This is a genomic window from Shewanella denitrificans OS217, assembly GCF_000013765.1.
GTDB classification, from domain to species: domain Bacteria; phylum Pseudomonadota; class Gammaproteobacteria; order Enterobacterales; family Shewanellaceae; genus Shewanella; species Shewanella denitrificans.
The window spans coordinates 19599-37336 of the sequence record NC_007954.1 but is presented as its reverse complement, the minus strand read 5'-3'; the positions used below and the strand labels follow the sequence as shown (position 1 = coordinate 37336).

Sequence of the window (17738 nt, the reverse complement as noted above, 5' to 3'; positions counted from 1 at the left end):
AAACACCACAAATGAAAACTGAGATGAATTGGCTTAAAAAAGTATTTTCAAACCCCAAGGTCGATGATGACAGAGATGTCAGCCAATCCAATGCCTATGACTTAATCGGTGGCGACAAGGTGATAAAGGCGATTGCCCATGAGTTTTATCAGCAGATGCAAACAAGGGAGGATACCCAGGCACTACTAGCCATCCACAAGGCACCGATAGCAGAGTCAGAGCAAAAATTGTATGAGTTTTTATCCGGTTGGCTCGGTGGGCCGCAGCTTTACCAGCGAAAACATGGCAATCCAGCATTAAGAGCTAGGCACATGCCCTTTGCTATCGATGAGTCCATGCGCGATCAATGGCTGACTTGTATGCAAGCCGCCATTGAAACACACATAAAAAAGCCTGAACATCGCCAAGCGATTATTCAGGCTATTTCCACCTTGGCCGATCACATGCGCAATCAATAATGCTGTATTAAGCCTGCTGCAACCAATCTTGAGGTTTTAAATATACCTCATACAATTCAGCTTCCACTGAACCGGCTGCCGGAGTAAAACCATACTCCCAACGCACTAATGGCGGCATGGACATCAAGATTGACTCGGTTCGACCGCCGGTTTGCAAACCAAACAGTGTACCTCTGTCATAGACAAGATTGAACTCCACATAGCGGCCACGGCGGTATAATTGGAACTGGCGCTCATGCTCACCAAAGCTAAGCGCCTTACGACGTTCAACGATGGGCGCATAAGCTTGAATAAAGCCTTCACCCACGGCGCGCATAAAGGCAAAACTCTGCTCAAAACCCGCCTGATTGAGATCATCGAAAAATAATCCACCCACTCCACGCGTTTCGTTTCTATGGGGCAAGAAGAAATAGTCATCACACCACTTCTTATACTTGGGATACACCTCTTCACCAAAAGGCGCACACAAGTCTGCCGCCGTCTGATGCCAACTGAGTACATCCTCTTTGAAGGGATAATAAGGCGTTAAATCGAAACCACCGCCAAACCACCACACAGGATCGGCACCTTCTTTACTGGCAATAAAGAAGCGCACATTGGCATGAGTCGTTGGTATGTATGGGTTATTAGGGTGAATAACTAACGACACTCCCATGGCTTCAAAGCTGCGTCCAGCCAGTTCAGGTCTGTGGGCCGTGGCAGAAGCTGGCATAGCCGCCCCTTTCACATGGGAGAAATTTACCCCAGCTTGCTCAAACAACTTACCCTGAGTTAACACTCGGCTGGTACCACCGCCACCTTCGGCGCGCTGCCATGATTCAGCCTTAAAGCTCGCTTCACCATCGAGTTGTTCTAATTCAGCGCAAATATTCGTTTGCAGTGCCAACAAAAACTGTTTGACCGCATGGGTATCGGGGCCTGTCATTAAAAATCCTTTATTGTCCGTTACGTAAAACTAGCCCGCTGCGGGCATCAATTATGGTGGAAGGTTGCGCTTGTTGACCTAAATCCCCTAACACGAGTGCATCAATTTTATCAGCAAAGTCAGTCAATATTTGGCGACTTGTAAGCACAGGATCTTGGCCTGCCAAGTTAGCACTGGTGGACACGAGCGGCTTATTCAAGCTATCGCACAGCTCACGCACTATGGGGTGAGCCGAAACGCGCACCGCGATGGAGTCAAACTCGCCGCGCAATTTGTTAGATACGTGTGACTTTACCGGCATCACGAAGGTAAAGGGGCCTGGCCATTTGCTGTGAGCAAAGTCTAATTGAGCTTGAGTTAACTGAGCGACATCGACATAAGGTAATAATTGCTCAAAAGAACTGGCGACTAAGATAAGCCCCTTCTGCCAAGGCCTCTGTTTGACTGCCAATAGCTTTTCTATGGCTTGGTCGTTATCAGGATCGCAACCTAAACCATAAACCGCCTCCGTAGGGTAAGCGATAACACCACCCTGAGCTATCACAGGGGTAACTTGAGTAGAGGACAGTTGCAGCATTAAGATTCCTTGAACACTAATATGGATGAGTTGGGCCTGTAAGCCACGATTATACAGGCTCTAGAATGGGGAACAAATAACCTTTATCTCAACATTTGTGAGAACAAATTATATCGGCCGTTTGTACTTGCAGGCCTTTTGTGGACATTCTAAGCGTAAACCCGCTGCGCCTTTTCGTTCGACCAAGATGCCAAAACCACAATCGGGGCAGGCTTCATCGTGAGGCGGGTAATTGACAATGAATTTACACTTAGGGTAATGATTGCAGGCGAAAAAAGTTTTACCGAAGCGGCTAGTGCGCGACTCAAGTTGGCCTTTATGGCATGAAGGACACTCGATAGGCGCCTTAGCCACACTATGATCGGTTTTTTCTATGTGATTGCATTCAGGATAATGGCTACAACCGATAAAAATACCGAATCTGCCAGATTTAACCGCCAATTCATGGCCACATTTCGGACATTGTGAGCCCGCAATCAATTGGGTATCTATGGCCTCATGTTGTACTAAGGGCCTTGTATAATCACAGCTTGGGTAATTATTGCAGCCGACAAAACCACCATGTTTACTGTGCCTAATCGATAACTCGCAGCCGCACTTAGGGCACTGTTCATACTCTTTTTCCAACGCATGTTCATGGGCATTAAACAGCTGTTGATCGATTTTAGACATGGGACTCTCTGTTACTTAAGCATTATTTATATTGGATTGGCGATCAAAAAAGGAGGCTAAGCCTCCTTTCATTTTATCTCATTTAAGAGTGTAAGCGTCCTTCCGGTTGCTCGAAGATTAAGTCTTCCATCTGTTCATAGGCAGACTCATTACCCGGTACGTTAAATAGTACCATAAGTATTACCCACTTAAGATCATCTAAGATAAGGCTAGCCTCATCTAATTCCATGACTCTGTCGATCACCATTTCACGGGTCTCGACGCTGAGCACTTGGATTTGCTCAAGGAATAATAAAAAACCACGACTCTCAACATCTAATTTAGCCATTTCATCTTTGGTATAGATACGAAATGACTGCTGAGCATGATTGCAAAGGTATGGCTTGTCACTTTCTTGCAGATCAGCCAAACGCTCAAGCCAAGAAAGCGCTTTTAAAATATCGGCTTGGTGAAAACCAGCCCGAGTGAGTTCTTTGGTTAGTTCATCTTCATCAACTAACAACTCAATTTCACTATGAACATAGTTTTCAAATAGATACATGAGGATATCAAACATACCTAGCTCCTCTTTAGTCTGACGTAACCGCCGGGGACCGCAGCCACCCAACCCTGTAACTCAAGTTCAAGCATTTGCACTAACACCAGATCTATCGTTTTTCCACTATGCTCAACCACAGCATCAATACTTGTGGTCTCATATCCTACACTAGCTAACAGCGGAGGAAATGGCAAATTACAATTATTATCAGCTTGTATATGGTGACGACTACACACATCTTCAAGGTGAAAGTCGATTAAACTGACTAATTCTTCCATTATATCGGCCGCAGACTCAACAAGCTTTGCCCCATTTTTAATTAAATCATGACAACCTTGATGATAACCCCCGATCACTGAGCCTGGAACAGCAAACACTTCGCGGTTTTGCTCCATAGCAAGCCGGGCACTAATGAGCGAGCCACTTTTACGACACGCTTCCACCACTAAGGTGCCCACACTCAAGCCACTGACGATTCGATTGCGCCGTGGAAAGTTTGCTGCGAAGGCTTTAACATCTGGCCAATACTCACTAAGCACACAACCTGATTGCTGAATTTGATGATATAAATCCAGATGCCGTTTAGGGTAAATTTGTTCTATGCCTGTGCCTAAGACTGCGTTTGTAGTGCCGCCTTGGGCAAGTGCCCCCTTATGGGCCGCACTGTCTATGCCTGTTGCCATACCGCTGGTAATGGCTAAACCTTGATACGCCAGTTGCCCTGCTAAGGTGTGAGCAATTTCAAGCCCAGCGGGAGATGCGTTGCGGCTACCGACAATCGCCAATGAAGGTAACAGCAGTTTATGAATATCCCCCTTAATAAATAACACACTAGGAGGGTCACTGATTTGCGTTAAAAGCGTTGGATATTGGTCATCACTGAGAGTTAATATATGATGATTATCAGCTGATGCTAGCCAAGCGAGTGCTTGTTCGACTTTGGGGAAATTAACGTGAAGGGTAGCGAGGGTTTGACTGGGTAAGGGCAAGCTGTGTTTTTCATGTTCGAGGCGCTGCCTCAGCTCCCCCACATCCATGTGGGATAATAATTGTTGGATCCGAGTGGGCCCTAACCCAGATACAGCCGCAACAATTAACCAGTCGACCAAATTATCAGAAATTAAAAACTCCGCAGTGCCTTAGGATCTGGCGTCATAAGCTTATCTTTAACTCTCACTGGATGAGCATTAGACATAATCAGTGCCATGCTTGTTTTATCAAACACTTTGAACACCATAATATTACCGTTGAAAACATCGGGGACTTTATAGACTCTGTCATCGGAAAACTTAGCCACTAAGTTATCGTATGATGATCTGTCGATTTCTCGCACCGGTAAGCCATCTTTGCCAATGACCACTCGCTCTCCATCGCGATAAATGGCAAACACATGTCCAGGCTCAACCCCATCGACCTTGCCCCTGTCCAGATACACCACATCCAGCTTACCCACTTCGCGGATGTCTTTCTCGATTGCAAGTACCTCTGTGGGTTCGGCCAGTTGAGCCGCTTTAGGCATAAACAGCGCCGACATCAAGGCTTCATCTTCAACAGGTGCAACCCTAAAACCCACTTTTGTTTCCTGTAGGTTAGTTAACAATTTAACTTTAGAGATTTCGCCAGACTCCACCACTCGCCCGCTAGCGCTGAGGATAATCTCCTGCCCTAAGGATTCATTTGTGCTCGCCTGAAAAAACTCTCGGCCAGAAACGTAAATGGCAACCTTCTCACCGAGTGGCATATTAGTATCGACATAGACGATATCGCCAACAATATGATGCTTAGAAGGGCTTTCGCCGCCAAGTACCATAGGTAGAGCTTCTAACCAGGCTTTCTCGACAATACGATTTTGGGCTAAATATGGCTGTATCAAAGATAACGCTACCGCTGGGATAGCGGCATTCTTCGATTTAACCCTACCTTCTACCGACTTCTTGAGCAGGGTTTTATTCCGCACCAATCTAGGTTGACCATCAATAAATACTAAGGTCAATTGGTCGCCAGGGTAAATCAGATGGGGATTGGCGATATGAGGATTTACACCCCACAAGGTGGGCCAGCGCCAAGGGTCATTTAAGAAATACCCTGAGATATCCCAGAGGGTATCGCCTTTTTTAACCACATAAGTATCAGGATGCCCAGATTTTAAAACCAAAGTGTCAGCCTGTAATTGCGGCACGCCCAACGTTAGAAATAGTAATAAAAGTATGCGTTTCATGGTGGCATCCATGTTGTTTAGCTCTTTATTAGAGCTTTTTGCTGTTATTGAGAGTCAGTAGGGATTAAAATTAACCTATTAGCAATAGCCAGTATAGTTAACTGGTTATAAATTGACATATTTCTACGAGTTTATATATGCCACTATTAAATGTATTACGCTTTCCAGACGAACGCTTACGAACGATTGCCGTGCCTGTAACTGATTTCGGACCGCAACTACAAGCCCAAATCGACAGCATGATTGAAACCATGTACGCAGAGAAAGGCATAGGACTCGCCGCTTCTCAGGTGGATTTTCATCAACAGCTTATCGTGATGGATCTGCAAGATGACATTGAGCGCCCAAAAATATTCATCAATCCTGAGATAGTCGCCAAGAGCGGCGAGTTCAGTAACGAAGAAGGTTGCTTATCCGTACCCGGCGTCTATGCCAAAGTGGATCGCGCCGAGTTTGTGACTTTGAAAGCCTTAGACAGAGACGGCAAGCCCTTTACAGTGGAAGCCGACGAGTTATTTGCTATCTGTATTCAGCATGAAATGGATCACCTTAAAGGCAAGTTGTTCGTGGATTATTTATCGCCACTTAAGCGCCAGCGCATCAAGACCAAGCTTGAAAAAGAAGCCCGATTAGAAGCAAAAGGCAACTAAGCATCAATGAAACCATTAAATATTATCTTTGCCGGTACACCGGATTTTGCCGCTAGACATTTACAAGCCTTACTCGACTCTGAGCACAATGTCATTGCCGTTTACTCGCAGCCAGACAGACCGGCTGGGCGCGGTAAAAAACTCAGTGCCAGCCCAGTAAAAGAGCTAGCCTTGAGCCATGATATCCCGGTGTTTCAACCCGCCTCCTTAAGGGCTGTTGAAGCCCAAGCTGAGCTCGCCACACTGAATGCCGACATCATGGTGGTGGTGGCTTATGGCTTAATCTTACCTCAGATAGTATTAGACACCCCACGCTTAGGTTGTATTAACGTTCATGGCTCTATCTTGCCTCGTTGGCGTGGCGCGGCGCCTATCCAAAGAGCACTTTGGGCCGGTGATACAGAAACTGGCGTTACCATAATGCAAATGGATCTCGGCCTCGATACCGGCGATATGTTACTTAAAACCTCCTTGCCTATCGAAGACGCTGATACCTCAGCGAGCCTCTATGAAAAGTTAGCCGTCCAAGGGCCCCAGGCCTTGCTCGAAGCACTCGATGGCTTAAATGCAGGCAAGCTTAAAGGTGAGCCACAAGACCCAGCATTAGCCAACTACGCAGAAAAACTTTCCAAAGAAGAAGCAAGACTCGACTGGAACAAGAGCGCCAAACAGTTATGGCAAGAAATCCGAGCCTTTAATCCCTGGCCTGTGAGTTACTTTGAATACCAAGACAGCACCATTAAAGTCTGGCAGGCAAGCTATAATCCACAGCCTAATAGCGCACTTGCAGGTAGCATTATCAAAGCAGATAAACACAGCATAGAAGTCGCAACCGCCGAAGGCAGTTTGCAGCTAGAAATTATACAGCTGCCGAACAAAAAACCACTCGCGGTTGCCGACATTTTAAATTCTCGCGCCGATTGGTTTGCTCAAGGCCTTAGCTTGCTGCCAGAGGCGAGTTCATGATGAATTTGCGTGCCTTAGCGGCCAAAGCTATTTTTGATGTGCTCGAGAAAGGTCTTTCACTCTCGGTAGCCTTACCTTTGCAGCAGCAACATGTGCAAAATGGCAAAGACAAAGCACTTTTAGCCGAGCTTTGCTATGGCGTGATGCGCCAACTACCTCAGCTAGATAAATGCGTGAGCGACTGTTTAGCTAAACCTTTCAAGGGTAAGCAGCGTATTCTGCATCAATTACTGCTCGTCGGGTGTTATCAGCTGTATTTTACCCGTATCCCTAGCCATGCTGCGGTATCTGAGACTGCTGAAGCCTGCAGGCAACTGAAATTCGATGGTCTAGTCAAGGTGGTCAACGGCGTACTTAGAAACATCCAGCGCCAAGAACCTGAACTCAATACCGACTCCGACACCTTAAAGTACAATACCCCTGCATGGTTAATTAAGCGCTTGCAGCAAGCTTATCCACAGGATTGGCAGCAAGTGATAGAACAAAGCCATGAGCGCCCTCCTATGTGGCTGCGCAACAATCGCCTAGTGCAAACTCGTGATGCCTACCTCGCTAGCTTAACCAATGAAAATATTGAAGCCAGTGCAGGCTTAAGCCCAGATGCTATCTTGCTTGAGAGCCCCACAGATGTACTGCAACTGCCAGGTTTTATGTCAGGTAGCGCGTCGGTTCAAGATGGTGCCGCACAATGGGCCGCGACGTTATTAGCCCCACAAGCCAATGAAGTTGTGCTTGATGCCTGCGCCGCCCCGGGTGGAAAGACCTGTCATCTGTTAGAAATCGCCCCAAACATTAGCCTGACGGCGGTGGATTTTGATCTAAAACGTCTTGAGCGAGTACAGCAAAACCTAGACAGATTAAAATTAACAGCACAGGTTATTCATGGTGATGCCGCCAATATTGATAGCTGGTGGCAAGGTGACAAATTCGATCGTATTTTGCTCGATGCCCCCTGCTCTGCAACTGGGGTGATTCGCCGTCATCCAGATATCAAATGGTTACGCAAGAATAGTGATATCGATGAACTTGCCACGCTGCAAATGCAAATTTTAGATCACTGTTGGCAATGGTTAAAACCGGGTGGTACCTTGCTCTACGCTACCTGCTCAATTCTGCCAGAAGAAAACAGCCAGCAAATCAATGCATTTTTAACTCGCACTGCTGACGCTTCATTGGTTGCCATCAGTGAACAGAAAAACCCTGCTGATATCGGCTGGCAAATTTTGCCAGGACAAGACAATATGGACGGCTTCTACTACGCTCGTCTCGTTAAAGCACGCTAATAGGGATACACAGGCTAGATGAAAATCATCATTTTAGGTGCAGGGCAAGTTGGCGGAACCTTAGCGGAAAACTTAGTCGGTGAGAATAATGACATCACCTTAGTGGACAGCGACAGAGACCGTCTGCGGATCTTGCAAGACAAGTTTGATTTGCGTGTAGTCGTGGGACATGGCGCCCACCCTAGTGTATTAAGAGATGCCGGCGCCGAAGATGCCGACATGTTGATTGCGGTTACCAACAGCGATGAGTGTAATATGGCGGCCTGCCAAATTGCCTACACCTTGTTTGGCACCCCAACCAAAATTGCCCGGATCCGCTCGGAAGCCTATCTAGATATTCAAGATAAATTATTCATCAATAGCGAGATAAAAAATAGCGATGCCAAACCTCGAGGGGGCTTTGTTATTGATGAGTTAATTGCTCCCGAGCAACTGGTGACTAATTATATCCAGCGCTTAGTAGAGTACCCCGGTGCGCTGCAGGTGCTGCAATTTGCCGAAGGCAAGTTAAGTTTAGTTGCGGTAAAAGCCTATTATGGTGGTCCACTCGTGGGTAACGCCTTGGCGACCCTGCGTGAGCACATGCCCAATATTGATACCCGAGTCGCGGCTATTTTCCGTCAAGGCCGGCCCATTATGCCTAGGGGCACCACGGTAATTGAAGCCGATGATGAAGTCTTCTTCCTTGCTGACACCCGTCATATCCGTGCAGTAATGAGCGAAATGCAAAAGCTCGATGGTACCTATCGCAATATTATGATCGCCGGCGGTGGTAATATCGGCTTTGGCCTAGCTAAAAAACTGCAACGCAATCATTCGGTGAAGTTAATCGAGCACAGACAAGAGCGCGCCGAAGCACTGTCTGAGAAGCTAGAGAAAACCACAGTATTTTGCGGTGACGCCTCAGATCAAGAGCTGTTAATGGAAGAGCATATCGACCAAATCGATGTGTTTATTGCTGTCACCAACGACGATGAAGCCAACATAATGTCAGCGCTACTCGCTAAGCGGATGGGTGCCAAGAAAGTCATGGTACTTATTCAACGCGAAGCCTATGTGGACATAGTACAAGAAGCCAATATCGACATCGCCATTTCACCTCAGCAAGCCACTATTTCTGCGCTACTGACTCATATCCGCCAAGGTGATATCTGTAACGTCTATTCACTGCGCCGCGGGGCTGCTGAAGCGATTGAAGCCATCGCCCACGGTGATTCCAGCACCTCTAAGGTGATAGGCAAACAAATTGGTGAAATTAAGCTGCCGCCAGGCACCACTATAGGCGCGGTAGTACGTAATGATGAAGTCTTGATGGGCCATGATAGAACTGTGATTGAACAGGGTGACCACGTCATTTTATTCTTAGTCAATAAGAAGTTTATCAGTGATGTAGAAAAGCTTTTCCAGCCGAGTGCGTTTTTCTTTTAATGATAAGGGACCAAGATGCAGCCAGAAATCGATGTCGACGTCATGCTCAACAATGCTCAAACCGCAGCTAAGTGGCTCAAGGCTATCGCCAACCCTTATCGTTTGATGATTTTGTGCTTGTTGCTAGATAAAGAGCTCAGCGTTACTGAGCTTAATGAAACCGTGCCCTTAAGCCAGTCTGCACTTTCCCAACACTTGGCCGTATTGAGGACAGAAGATTTAGTGGCGACACGCAAGAGTTCGCAGATAGTCTATTACAGTCTTAAAAACGCCGAAGTCACTGACATTATTTCAATATTACATCGACGCTACTGTAGTTAACTCCTCACTGCTTCACAAAGGATCCGGCAAACTCATCGACCTTATTCCAATCGGTAAACTCAAATGTCCCTTTGGTGTCCGTCGGGCCTTTGGTCATCCACATGATAAAACGTATCATAAAACGGTCAAATGGGCCGTATTTTGGATAGGCTATTTTACCGGCAAACACGCCTAATACCTTAGGCTGCCAAGCCGATAACTGTAAAAACTTAATCATATAGGGGTTTGTTGCTGGGGTGTTTTTCTCCGGCTTTCTGGCGACAACATTAACAGTAAAAAAGCCATTCATTTTACTGTTGAGTAAATCTTGATGCGTGTTAGTAAAACTCAACAACTCAGGCCTATGCTTGCCATAACGTATGCTAGCACCAATCAAGACTCTATCCACTTGGGTCAGTGCGTCGCCGCTACAATCGTTTAAGCTCAGCAATTCAACCTGCTCACCGGCCTGCGTCATAACCGTTTGCATCCGCTGGCAAATTGCCAAGGTTTGTCCATCCACAGTCGAATATAAGAGTAACGTCTTAGTCATTAGTTTTTCCAGAATGTCGGGGTGAATAGCACTAATAAGGTGAACACTTCCAAGCGGCCAAATAACATAGCCGTGACTAACACCCATTTGGCGCCATCACTGATACTGGCATAATTATTGGCCACATCACCTAGCCCTGGGCCTAAGTTATTTAAGCTGGCCGCAGTAGCACTAAAGGCGGTTATTGCATCCATTTCCATCATCATCAAGGCCAACATGCAGACAACAAACACTAAGGCGTAAGCCGAGAAAAAGCCCCACACCGCATCAATGATTCTGTCCGGCAAGGCCGAACCTGCGATCCTAATGGAATACATGGCCTTAGGGTGCACCAAGCGTTTTAACTCACGTGAGCCCTGCAGTAGCAACAAGATAAGTCGAATAACCTTCATGCCGCCCCCCGTAGAGCCGGCGCAACCACCAATGAAACTTGAAAATATCAGTAATATGGGCAAAAACAGTGGCCAAGTATGGAAACTCTCGGTACCAAATCCTGCGGTGGTAGAAATAGAAACCACCTGAAAGAAGGCATAATCTAAGGTTTGTTCAGGCGAGTCGTAAACCCCAGTGGAATAGAGAGTCACAAAGCAGATAGCGGTTAATATCAGCTGGATAGCAATTAAAGCTTTAAATTCGGTATCTTTAAAGTAGACCTTGAAATTAATGCCCCTCAAGGAGAATGCAGCAAAGTGCAGACTAAAATTCACCGCAGCAATAAGCAAAAACACAGCGCAAATAGTGTTAATCATAGGGCTATTAAAGTAACCAATACTCGCGTCATGAGTTGAAAACCCACCTATGGCTATGGTGGAAAATGAATGACAAATGGCGTCAAACACACTCATGCCCGCAAAATAGAATGCCGTCGCACAAGACACGGTCAGCAATAAATAAATATACCATAAGGCCTTGGCTGTCTCGGCAATGCGCGGGGTCATCTTACTGTCTTTCACCGGCCCTGGCACCTCGGCCTTATACAACTGCATACCACCAATACCCAGCAGTGGCAGGATAGCCACAGCGAGCACAATGATACCCATGCCGCCCATCCATTGCAGTAAGTGGCGATAAAACAGCACAGCCTTGGGCAAGGTATCTAGGCCAACAATGACGGTAGCCCCAGTGGTCGTCAGCGCAGAGAAAGACTCAAAGAAGCTGTCAGTCCAGCTTAAATCTGGCACCTTTGAGAAAATAAACGGCAAGGCGCCAATGGAGCCCAGTACAGTCCAAAACAGCACCACAATGAGAAAGCCTTCGCGGGTTCTTAATTCGGCTTTTTGATGACGGTTCGGGTACCAAAGCATTAATCCCAGCAAGATACTGACAACAAACGCCTTAATAAATGCTGTACCGCCGCCATCACCGTAAAATACGGCAATTAATGCAGGCGGAAGCATAGTGATAGAGAATAACCCCATCAACAAACCTGTGATCCTTATTATTGTTTTATATTGCATTTATCAGTTTCAGTCAGTTTGTTAATTAGGATAAGAATGCCATTTTGGCACAGATATGCAGCCCATCAAACAGCAAACTCAGGGATTAAACTTCCTTGACTCATGGCTGCCAATTCTAAAATAAAATTGTCTTGATGACTCAGGGCGAGTTCAAAGTCTAGCTCAATGGTTTCTGTAAATTGTCTGTCGACAATCACCCCTTGGTATTTATGAATAACATGCTCAACGTCCGCCAATTGATTGTAGTGGCATTTGAGCGTGGCAGCTTTACGGATAAACTTAACTTGAGTCGTTAGCTTGCTCAGTCCTTGCTTGATACCGGAAGAGTAAGCCCTCACCAACCCGCCAACACCTAACTTAGTGCCGCCAAAGTAGCGCACCACCACAGCACCGATTTCACCTAACTCGACGCCCTGTAAGCTGGCAAGCATAGGGCGTCCTGCACTGCCAGCAGGCTCACCATCGTCACTCGAGCCCATATCCACAGTATTATTGGGCATGCCGGCGATAAAGGCATAACAATAGTGGCTGGCACCGGGGTAATCGATTTTCGCTTGGGCGAGCACTTGCTTCATCACCTCAGCATCTGGGCAATGAAACAATAAGGAAATAAAGCGGCTGTGCTTAATTTCCTCTTCAATGACTAAGGTCTGTGATGGGACTGTATATTGTTCAATCAAACCTTGGCTCAATCAATCAGGCCAAACTCACGGGTCATGTTCTCATTTCTGTCTTGATGCACTATGACATTGTCTTCTATGCGTATGCCGCCGAAGGGACGAAAATGCGCGACTTGGTCCCAATTGATTTGTTGCTTACGACTGTCTTGCTTAAGTTCGTCCAGCAAAGAGTCAATAATGTACAAACCAGGCTCTATGGTCAGCACTTGATTGGCTTCTAATGTTCGGGTACAGCGCAAATAAGGGTGTGCTTCTGGTGCTGGAATATGAGTGCCACGCTCATCATGGAGATAACCGCCCATGTCGTGCACTTGCAGCCCAAGCATATGGCCCAAACCATGGGGGAAGAATACGTTAGTGATCCCCTGATCGACCAAACCTGCGGCATCGCCTGTGGCCAGATTAAAATCCAGCAGTAATTGAGCAATATGATGATGGGTTTCTATATGTAAGTCTGTGTATTTAACCCCAGGCTTTATTCTGTCTATTATGGCAAGCTCAACAGCATTTAATGCACTGATAAGATCGCAAAAGCTATTTTTCTCAAAGGCATAGGTTCGGGTAATGTCCGAAGCGTAACCATGAAAGTTAGCCCCTGCATCCAATAAGAATGACAAGCGCTGCGCAGGCTTAGTGTGCTCTAACGCCGTATAGTGCAAAATCGCGGCGTTTTGATTGAGGGCAACAATATTACCGTAAGGCACTTCGTTTACAGTCTGGCCAACACTTGACAGATATTGCTGCTGAATTTCAAACTCGCTGCCACCGTTATAGAAGGCATTTTTAGCCGCTTGATGGCCTTTAACGGCGATTTTATTGGCTTGACGCATACACTCAAGTTCATATTGAGTCTTGCTCGCTCTGTGATAATGCAAATAGTTCATCACAGCGTCTGGATTGCGAGACGTGAAACCTAATACATCCGCAACATCTAAATGTTCGCCTAAATAAGCCCAATTGGTGATGTCTTTGGGTAAAAACTCCGCCACCCTATCGGCCTTAGTCAGCAATTTAATATCTACATGTTCAGTCCAAAAGGCATCAGGGACGTCGCTGACTTTATGCCAAAAATCCACAGGACGATAAAAGACTAAGGTGGGCTTGTCACGGCCATTAACGATCAACCAACAGTTAGGGTTATCAATTACGGGCACCCAAGCTTTGAACTGAGGATTCACCTTGAACGGATAATTCATATCATCCAAAAATTGCCTATGGTGCTGCCCCGAATGGATCACTAATCCCGATAGTTTTTCTCTTGCAATAATCTCTGCAACGCGTCGATTAAGTTCTACAATATGTTCACTAAAGTGATGAGCCAGTTGATCCATGATTATTCCCTGCTGTGAATGGTTTGCAAACCTAGTGAGTCTATCACAAAGATGAAATTTCACTCTAGTCGATAAAAAATTAAACGGCCGTTTAAATTGGGTGTTGTAATTTCTGTCATTTAGTCGCACACTGGGTATAACTGGTCAAATGATGGCCGACACTGCTGTAAAACAAGCTACTGTGTATCTATGTGGAAGTCGCTTTTTAGCAATAAGGAAGCAAGCAATGATCTACCAAAGCCCCACAATTCAGGTTGAGTTACTTGAAGATAATATTGCCAAGCTGTGCTTTAACGCACCTGGCTCGGTTAACAAATTCGACAGAGAAACTCTTGCCTCGCTAGACGCTGCATTAGACAGCATCAAACAGAACGCTAGCATACAAGCGCTGGTGTTAACCTCAGCAAAAAGCACCTTTATCGTGGGTGCGGACATCACCGAATTTTTAGGTCTATTTAAGCAAGATGATGCCACCTTGCTCACTTGGGTTGAACAAGCAAATGCCGTGTTCAATAAATTAGAAGACCTGCCGTTCCCGACTATCTCCGCCATCAATGGTTTTGCTCTGGGTGGCGGTTGTGAAACCATTTTAGCCACAGACTTCCGTGTTGCTGATACCAATGCGCGCATCGGTCTGCCTGAAACCAAACTGGGACTCATTCCTGGATTTGGCGGCACAGTGCGCTTACCTCGCGTTATTGGTGCTGACAACGCGCTAGAGTGGATCACCACAGGTAAAGAACAACGCCCAGATGATGCCCTGCAAGTGGGTGCCATCGATGCGGTTGTTGAACCAGAAAACTTATTAGCCGCTGCGCTACAAATGCTTAAAGATGCCCTAGCTGAAAAGCTAGACTGGCAAGCACGCCGTAAGCGTAAGCAATCACCATTAGCACTGCCAAAACTTGAAGCCATGATGTCCTTCACCACGGCAAAAGGCATGGTGTATGCCGTTGCTGGTAAACATTATCCGGCGCCTATGGCTGCTGTCAGTGTTGTAGAACAAGCGGCAACGTTAGACAGAGCCGGTGCATTAAAAGTTGAAAACCTCGCCTTCATCAAGCTCGCTAAAACCGAAGTAGCTACGGCTTTAATCGGTATTTTCTTAAACGATCAATTCGTTAAAGGCAAAGCTAAGAAAGCCGGCAAGCTAGCAAAAGACGTTAATAGTGCTGCGGTATTGGGTGCAGGTATCATGGGCGGCGGTATCGCTTACCAGAGCGCCAGCAAAGGCACACCAATAGTAATGAAAGACATTGCCCAGCCAGCCCTAGAATTAGGTTTGAATGAAGCCGCTAAGATTTTAGCCACCCAAGTGGCTCGTGGTCGTTCAACACCAGAAAAAATGGCCAAGGTACTTAACAACATTACTCCATCATTGGACTACGCTGCCATTAAGCATAGCGACATTGTGGTTGAAGCAGTAGTTGAGCATCCAAAAGTGAAGGCTACAGTACTGGCAGAAGTTGAAGATTATGTCGCAGAAGATGCCATCATCGCCTCTAACACTTCGACGATTTCTATCAATTTATTAGCCAAAAGCCTTAAGAAGCCTGAACGCTTCTGCGGCATGCACTTCTTTAACCCAGTGCATAAAATGCCATTAGTTGAAATCATCCGTGGTGAGCACAGCTCAGAAGAGACCATCGCCTCTGTTGTGGCCTATGCCAGCAAAATGGGCAAGACGCCAATCGTCGTTAACGATTGTCCAGGCTTCTTCGTTAACCGCGTGTTATTCCCCTACTTTGCTGGTTTCAATGGTCTGCTTGCCGATGGCGCTGACTTTGCCGCTGTCGATAAAGTCATGGAAAAACAGTTCGGTTGGCCAATGGGCCCAGCATATTTACTTGATGTGGTTGGCCTTGATACGGGTCATCATGCACAAGCGGTAATGGCTGAAGGCTTCCCTGACCGCATGGGTAAAAATGGCACTGACGCGATTGATATAATGTTTGAAAACAAACGCTTAGGGCAGAAAAACTCAAAAGGTTTCTATGCTTACTCTGTTGACCGTCGTGGCAAACCGAAGAAAGATATCGATGCCACTAGCTACCAGTTATTAGGTGCAGCTTTTGGTGAATTAAAAGCATTTGAAGCGGATGACATTATTGCCCGTTGTATGATCCCTATGATCATTGAAACAGTACGTTGCTTAGAAGAAGGCATCATAGCTTCTCCTGCTGAAGGCGATATGGGTCTGGTTTACGGTCTAGGTTTCCCACCATTCCGTGGTGGTGTATTCCGTTATATAGATACCATGGGCGTAGCAAACTTCGTCGCTCTGGCAGACAAATACGCACATTTAGGTGGCTTATATCAAGTGACTGATGCGATGCGTGAACTTGCAGCCAATAACGGTAGCTACTACCAAGCCTAATTCAGTGGGAAAGGAAATAATCATGAAACAAGCTGTTATCGTAGACTGCATTCGTACCCCAATGGGCCGCTCTAAGGCTGGGGTATTTAGGAATGTACGTGCAGAAACTTTGTCTGCCGAATTAATGAAAGCCTTACTTATTCGCAACCCACAACTGGATCCCAGTCTGATTGAAGATGTGATCTGGGGTTGTGTGCAGCAAACATTAGAGCAAGGCTTTAACATAGCCCGTAATGCGTCACTGCTGGCTGGCATTCCAAAGACAGCCGGTGCTGTCACAGTAAACCGCTTATGCGGTTCATCTATGGATGCCATTCATCAAGCGGCACGCGCCATTATGACAGGCATGGGCGACACCTTTATCATTGGTGGTGTTGAACACATGGGCCACGTACCTATGAATCACGGCGTGGATTTCCACCCAGGTTTAGCTAATCGTGTTGCTAAAGCCTCAGGCATGATGGGCTTAACCGCCGAAATGCTAGGTAAAATGCATGGCATTAGCCGTGAGCAACAAGATGCGTTTGCAGTGCGCTCACATCAGCGTGCTCATGCTGCTACTGTTGAAGGCCGCTTTGCCAAAGAAATTTGGGCTATGGAAGGTCATGACGCCAACGGTGCCTTGATCAAAGTGATGCATGATGAAGTCATCCGCCCTGAAACTACCATGGAATCACTTGCCGGACTTCGCCCGGTATTTGATCCTGCCAATGGTACTGTGACAGCCGGCACTTCGTCTGCCCTGTCTGATGGTGCATCAGCCATGTTAGTGATGGAAGAATCTAAGGCTCGTGCTTTAGGTTTACCAATCCGTGCACGCATCCGCTCAATGGCGGTTGCCGGTTGTGATGCGGCTATCATGGGTTATGGCCCTGTACCTGCAACTCAAAAAGCATTAGCTCGCGCTGGCTTAACCGTTGCCGATTTAGATGTCATCGAGCTTAATGAAGCCTTTGCCGCTCAGTCACTGCCTTGCGTTAAAGACTTAGGTCTTCAAGATGTGGTTGAAGAGAAAATCAACCTTAACGGTGGTGCGATTGCACTCGGCCATCCACTGGGTTGTTCTGGTGCACGTATTTCTACGACCCTGATTAACTTGATGGAAGAGAAAGATGCCACCATAGGTCTAGCGACTATGTGTATCGGTCTTGGTCAAGGTATTGCGACTGTGTTCGAGCGCGTTTAATTCCCTAGCGCTTAAGCAATAAAAAACGAGTTCAATGTTAAATTGGACTCGTTTTTTTTATTTCTAACTTTTCCTGATTAGGATTATACCAATCGTATTAATTATCTGGTCATTCAGCGGGAGTTCAAAGGGGATTAAT

Annotated in this window: 18 protein-coding genes; 8 read left to right on the top strand and 10 right to left on the bottom strand. The window is 46.4% G+C overall.

What is annotated here, in order from left to right; translation table 11 throughout:
- Positions 1-23 precede the first annotated feature (23 nt).
- The gene (locus tag SDEN_RS00155) at positions 24-458 is read left to right on the top strand and encodes a group II truncated hemoglobin (protein WP_041405925.1); all 435 of its coding nucleotides are present in this window, start codon (positions 24-26) and stop codon (positions 456-458) included.
- Positions 459-465: 7 nt separating this feature from the next.
- Here SDEN_RS00155 and hemF read toward each other — a convergent pair whose 3' ends face one another.
- The 6 genes from hemF to SDEN_RS00125 all read right to left on the bottom strand — a co-directional run bounded on the left by hemF (position 466) and on the right by SDEN_RS00125 (position 5400).
- Positions 466-1383 carry an oxygen-dependent coproporphyrinogen oxidase gene (gene hemF / locus SDEN_RS00150; protein WP_011494496.1) on the bottom strand — a complete coding sequence of 306 codons (918 nt, stop codon included), beginning with the start codon at positions 1381-1383 and terminating at the stop codon, positions 466-468.
- Between the two features lie 10 nt (positions 1384-1393).
- Positions 1394-1960: an L-threonylcarbamoyladenylate synthase gene (locus SDEN_RS00145; RefSeq protein ID WP_011494495.1), complete on the bottom strand. Its 567-nt coding sequence runs from the start codon at positions 1958-1960 to the stop codon at positions 1394-1396.
- A gap of 108 nt (positions 1961-2068) precedes the next feature.
- Positions 2069-2632 carry a DNA topoisomerase family protein gene (locus SDEN_RS00140; RefSeq protein ID WP_011494494.1) on the bottom strand — a complete coding sequence of 188 codons (564 nt, stop codon included), beginning with the start codon at positions 2630-2632 and terminating at the stop codon, positions 2069-2071.
- An 82-nt stretch (positions 2633-2714) separates the two neighbouring features.
- Positions 2715-3188 (bottom strand): DUF494 family protein, encoded by a 474-nt coding sequence (locus SDEN_RS00135; protein WP_011494493.1) that lies wholly within the window; start codon positions 3186-3188, stop codon positions 2715-2717.
- Positions 3189-3190: 2 nt separating this feature from the next.
- Positions 3191-4207, bottom strand: a complete 1017-nt coding sequence (gene dprA, locus SDEN_RS00130) for a DNA-processing protein DprA (protein WP_041405924.1) — start codon at positions 4205-4207, stop codon at positions 3191-3193.
- Between the two features lie 83 nt (positions 4208-4290).
- On the bottom strand, positions 4291-5400 hold the full coding sequence (locus tag SDEN_RS00125) for a LysM peptidoglycan-binding domain-containing protein (protein WP_011494491.1): 1110 nt from the start codon (positions 5398-5400) through the stop codon (positions 4291-4293).
- Between the two features lie 125 nt (positions 5401-5525).
- Between SDEN_RS00125 and def the strand changes: the two genes are divergently transcribed.
- From def to SDEN_RS00100, 5 genes are read left to right on the top strand one after another with little or no spacing between them, the layout of a single operon-like run.
- Positions 5526-6038, top strand: coding sequence for a peptide deformylase (gene def, locus SDEN_RS00120; RefSeq protein ID WP_011494490.1), 513 nt, complete (start codon positions 5526-5528; stop codon positions 6036-6038).
- Between the two features lie 6 nt (positions 6039-6044).
- A complete protein-coding gene (gene fmt, locus SDEN_RS00115) occupies positions 6045-7004 on the top strand; it encodes a methionyl-tRNA formyltransferase (RefSeq protein ID WP_011494489.1) in 960 nt (319 codons plus the stop codon).
- Positions 7004-8287, top strand: a complete 1284-nt coding sequence (rsmB, locus tag SDEN_RS00110; protein ID WP_041405923.1) for a 16S rRNA (cytosine(967)-C(5))-methyltransferase RsmB — start codon at positions 7004-7006, stop codon at positions 8285-8287. The genes fmt and rsmB overlap by 1 nt, the downstream gene beginning before the upstream one ends.
- Positions 8288-8305: 18 nt before the next feature.
- Positions 8306-9715, top strand: coding sequence for a Trk system potassium transporter TrkA (trkA, locus tag SDEN_RS00105; protein ID WP_011494487.1), 1410 nt, complete (start codon positions 8306-8308; stop codon positions 9713-9715).
- Positions 9716-9730: 15 nt separating this feature from the next.
- The gene (locus SDEN_RS00100; protein ID WP_011494486.1) at positions 9731-10036 is read left to right on the top strand and encodes an ArsR/SmtB family transcription factor; all 306 of its coding nucleotides are present in this window, start codon (positions 9731-9733) and stop codon (positions 10034-10036) included.
- A gap of 4 nt (positions 10037-10040) precedes the next feature.
- Here SDEN_RS00100 and hemG read toward each other — a convergent pair whose 3' ends face one another.
- The 4 genes from hemG to pepQ form a co-directional block, all read right to left on the bottom strand.
- A complete protein-coding gene (gene hemG / locus SDEN_RS00095; protein ID WP_011494485.1) occupies positions 10041-10568 on the bottom strand; it encodes a menaquinone-dependent protoporphyrinogen IX dehydrogenase in 528 nt (175 codons plus the stop codon).
- Positions 10568-12025 carry a TrkH family potassium uptake protein gene (locus SDEN_RS00090; RefSeq protein ID WP_011494484.1) on the bottom strand — a complete coding sequence of 486 codons (1458 nt, stop codon included), beginning with the start codon at positions 12023-12025 and terminating at the stop codon, positions 10568-10570. The genes hemG and SDEN_RS00090 overlap by 1 nt, the downstream gene beginning before the upstream one ends.
- A 65-nt stretch (positions 12026-12090) precedes the next feature.
- A complete protein-coding gene (locus SDEN_RS00085; RefSeq protein WP_041405922.1) occupies positions 12091-12705 on the bottom strand; it encodes a YigZ family protein in 615 nt (204 codons plus the stop codon).
- 8 nt (positions 12706-12713) lie between these two features.
- Complete coding sequence (gene pepQ / locus SDEN_RS00080; RefSeq protein ID WP_011494482.1) at positions 12714-14036, bottom strand: Xaa-Pro dipeptidase; 1323 nt, start codon at positions 14034-14036, stop codon at positions 12714-12716.
- Positions 14037-14262: 226 nt separating this feature from the next.
- Here pepQ and fadB point away from each other — a divergent pair, with 226 nt between their 5' ends.
- Both fadB and fadA read left to right on the top strand, forming a co-directional pair.
- Entirely contained in the window at positions 14263-16413 is a 2151-nt protein-coding gene (gene fadB, locus SDEN_RS00075; protein WP_011494481.1) for a fatty acid oxidation complex subunit alpha FadB, read from the top strand.
- 22 nt (positions 16414-16435) lie between these two features.
- A complete protein-coding gene (gene fadA, locus SDEN_RS00070) occupies positions 16436-17599 on the top strand; it encodes an acetyl-CoA C-acyltransferase FadA (protein ID WP_011494480.1) in 1164 nt (387 codons plus the stop codon).
- The last annotated feature ends 139 nt before the right edge of the window (positions 17600-17738 follow it).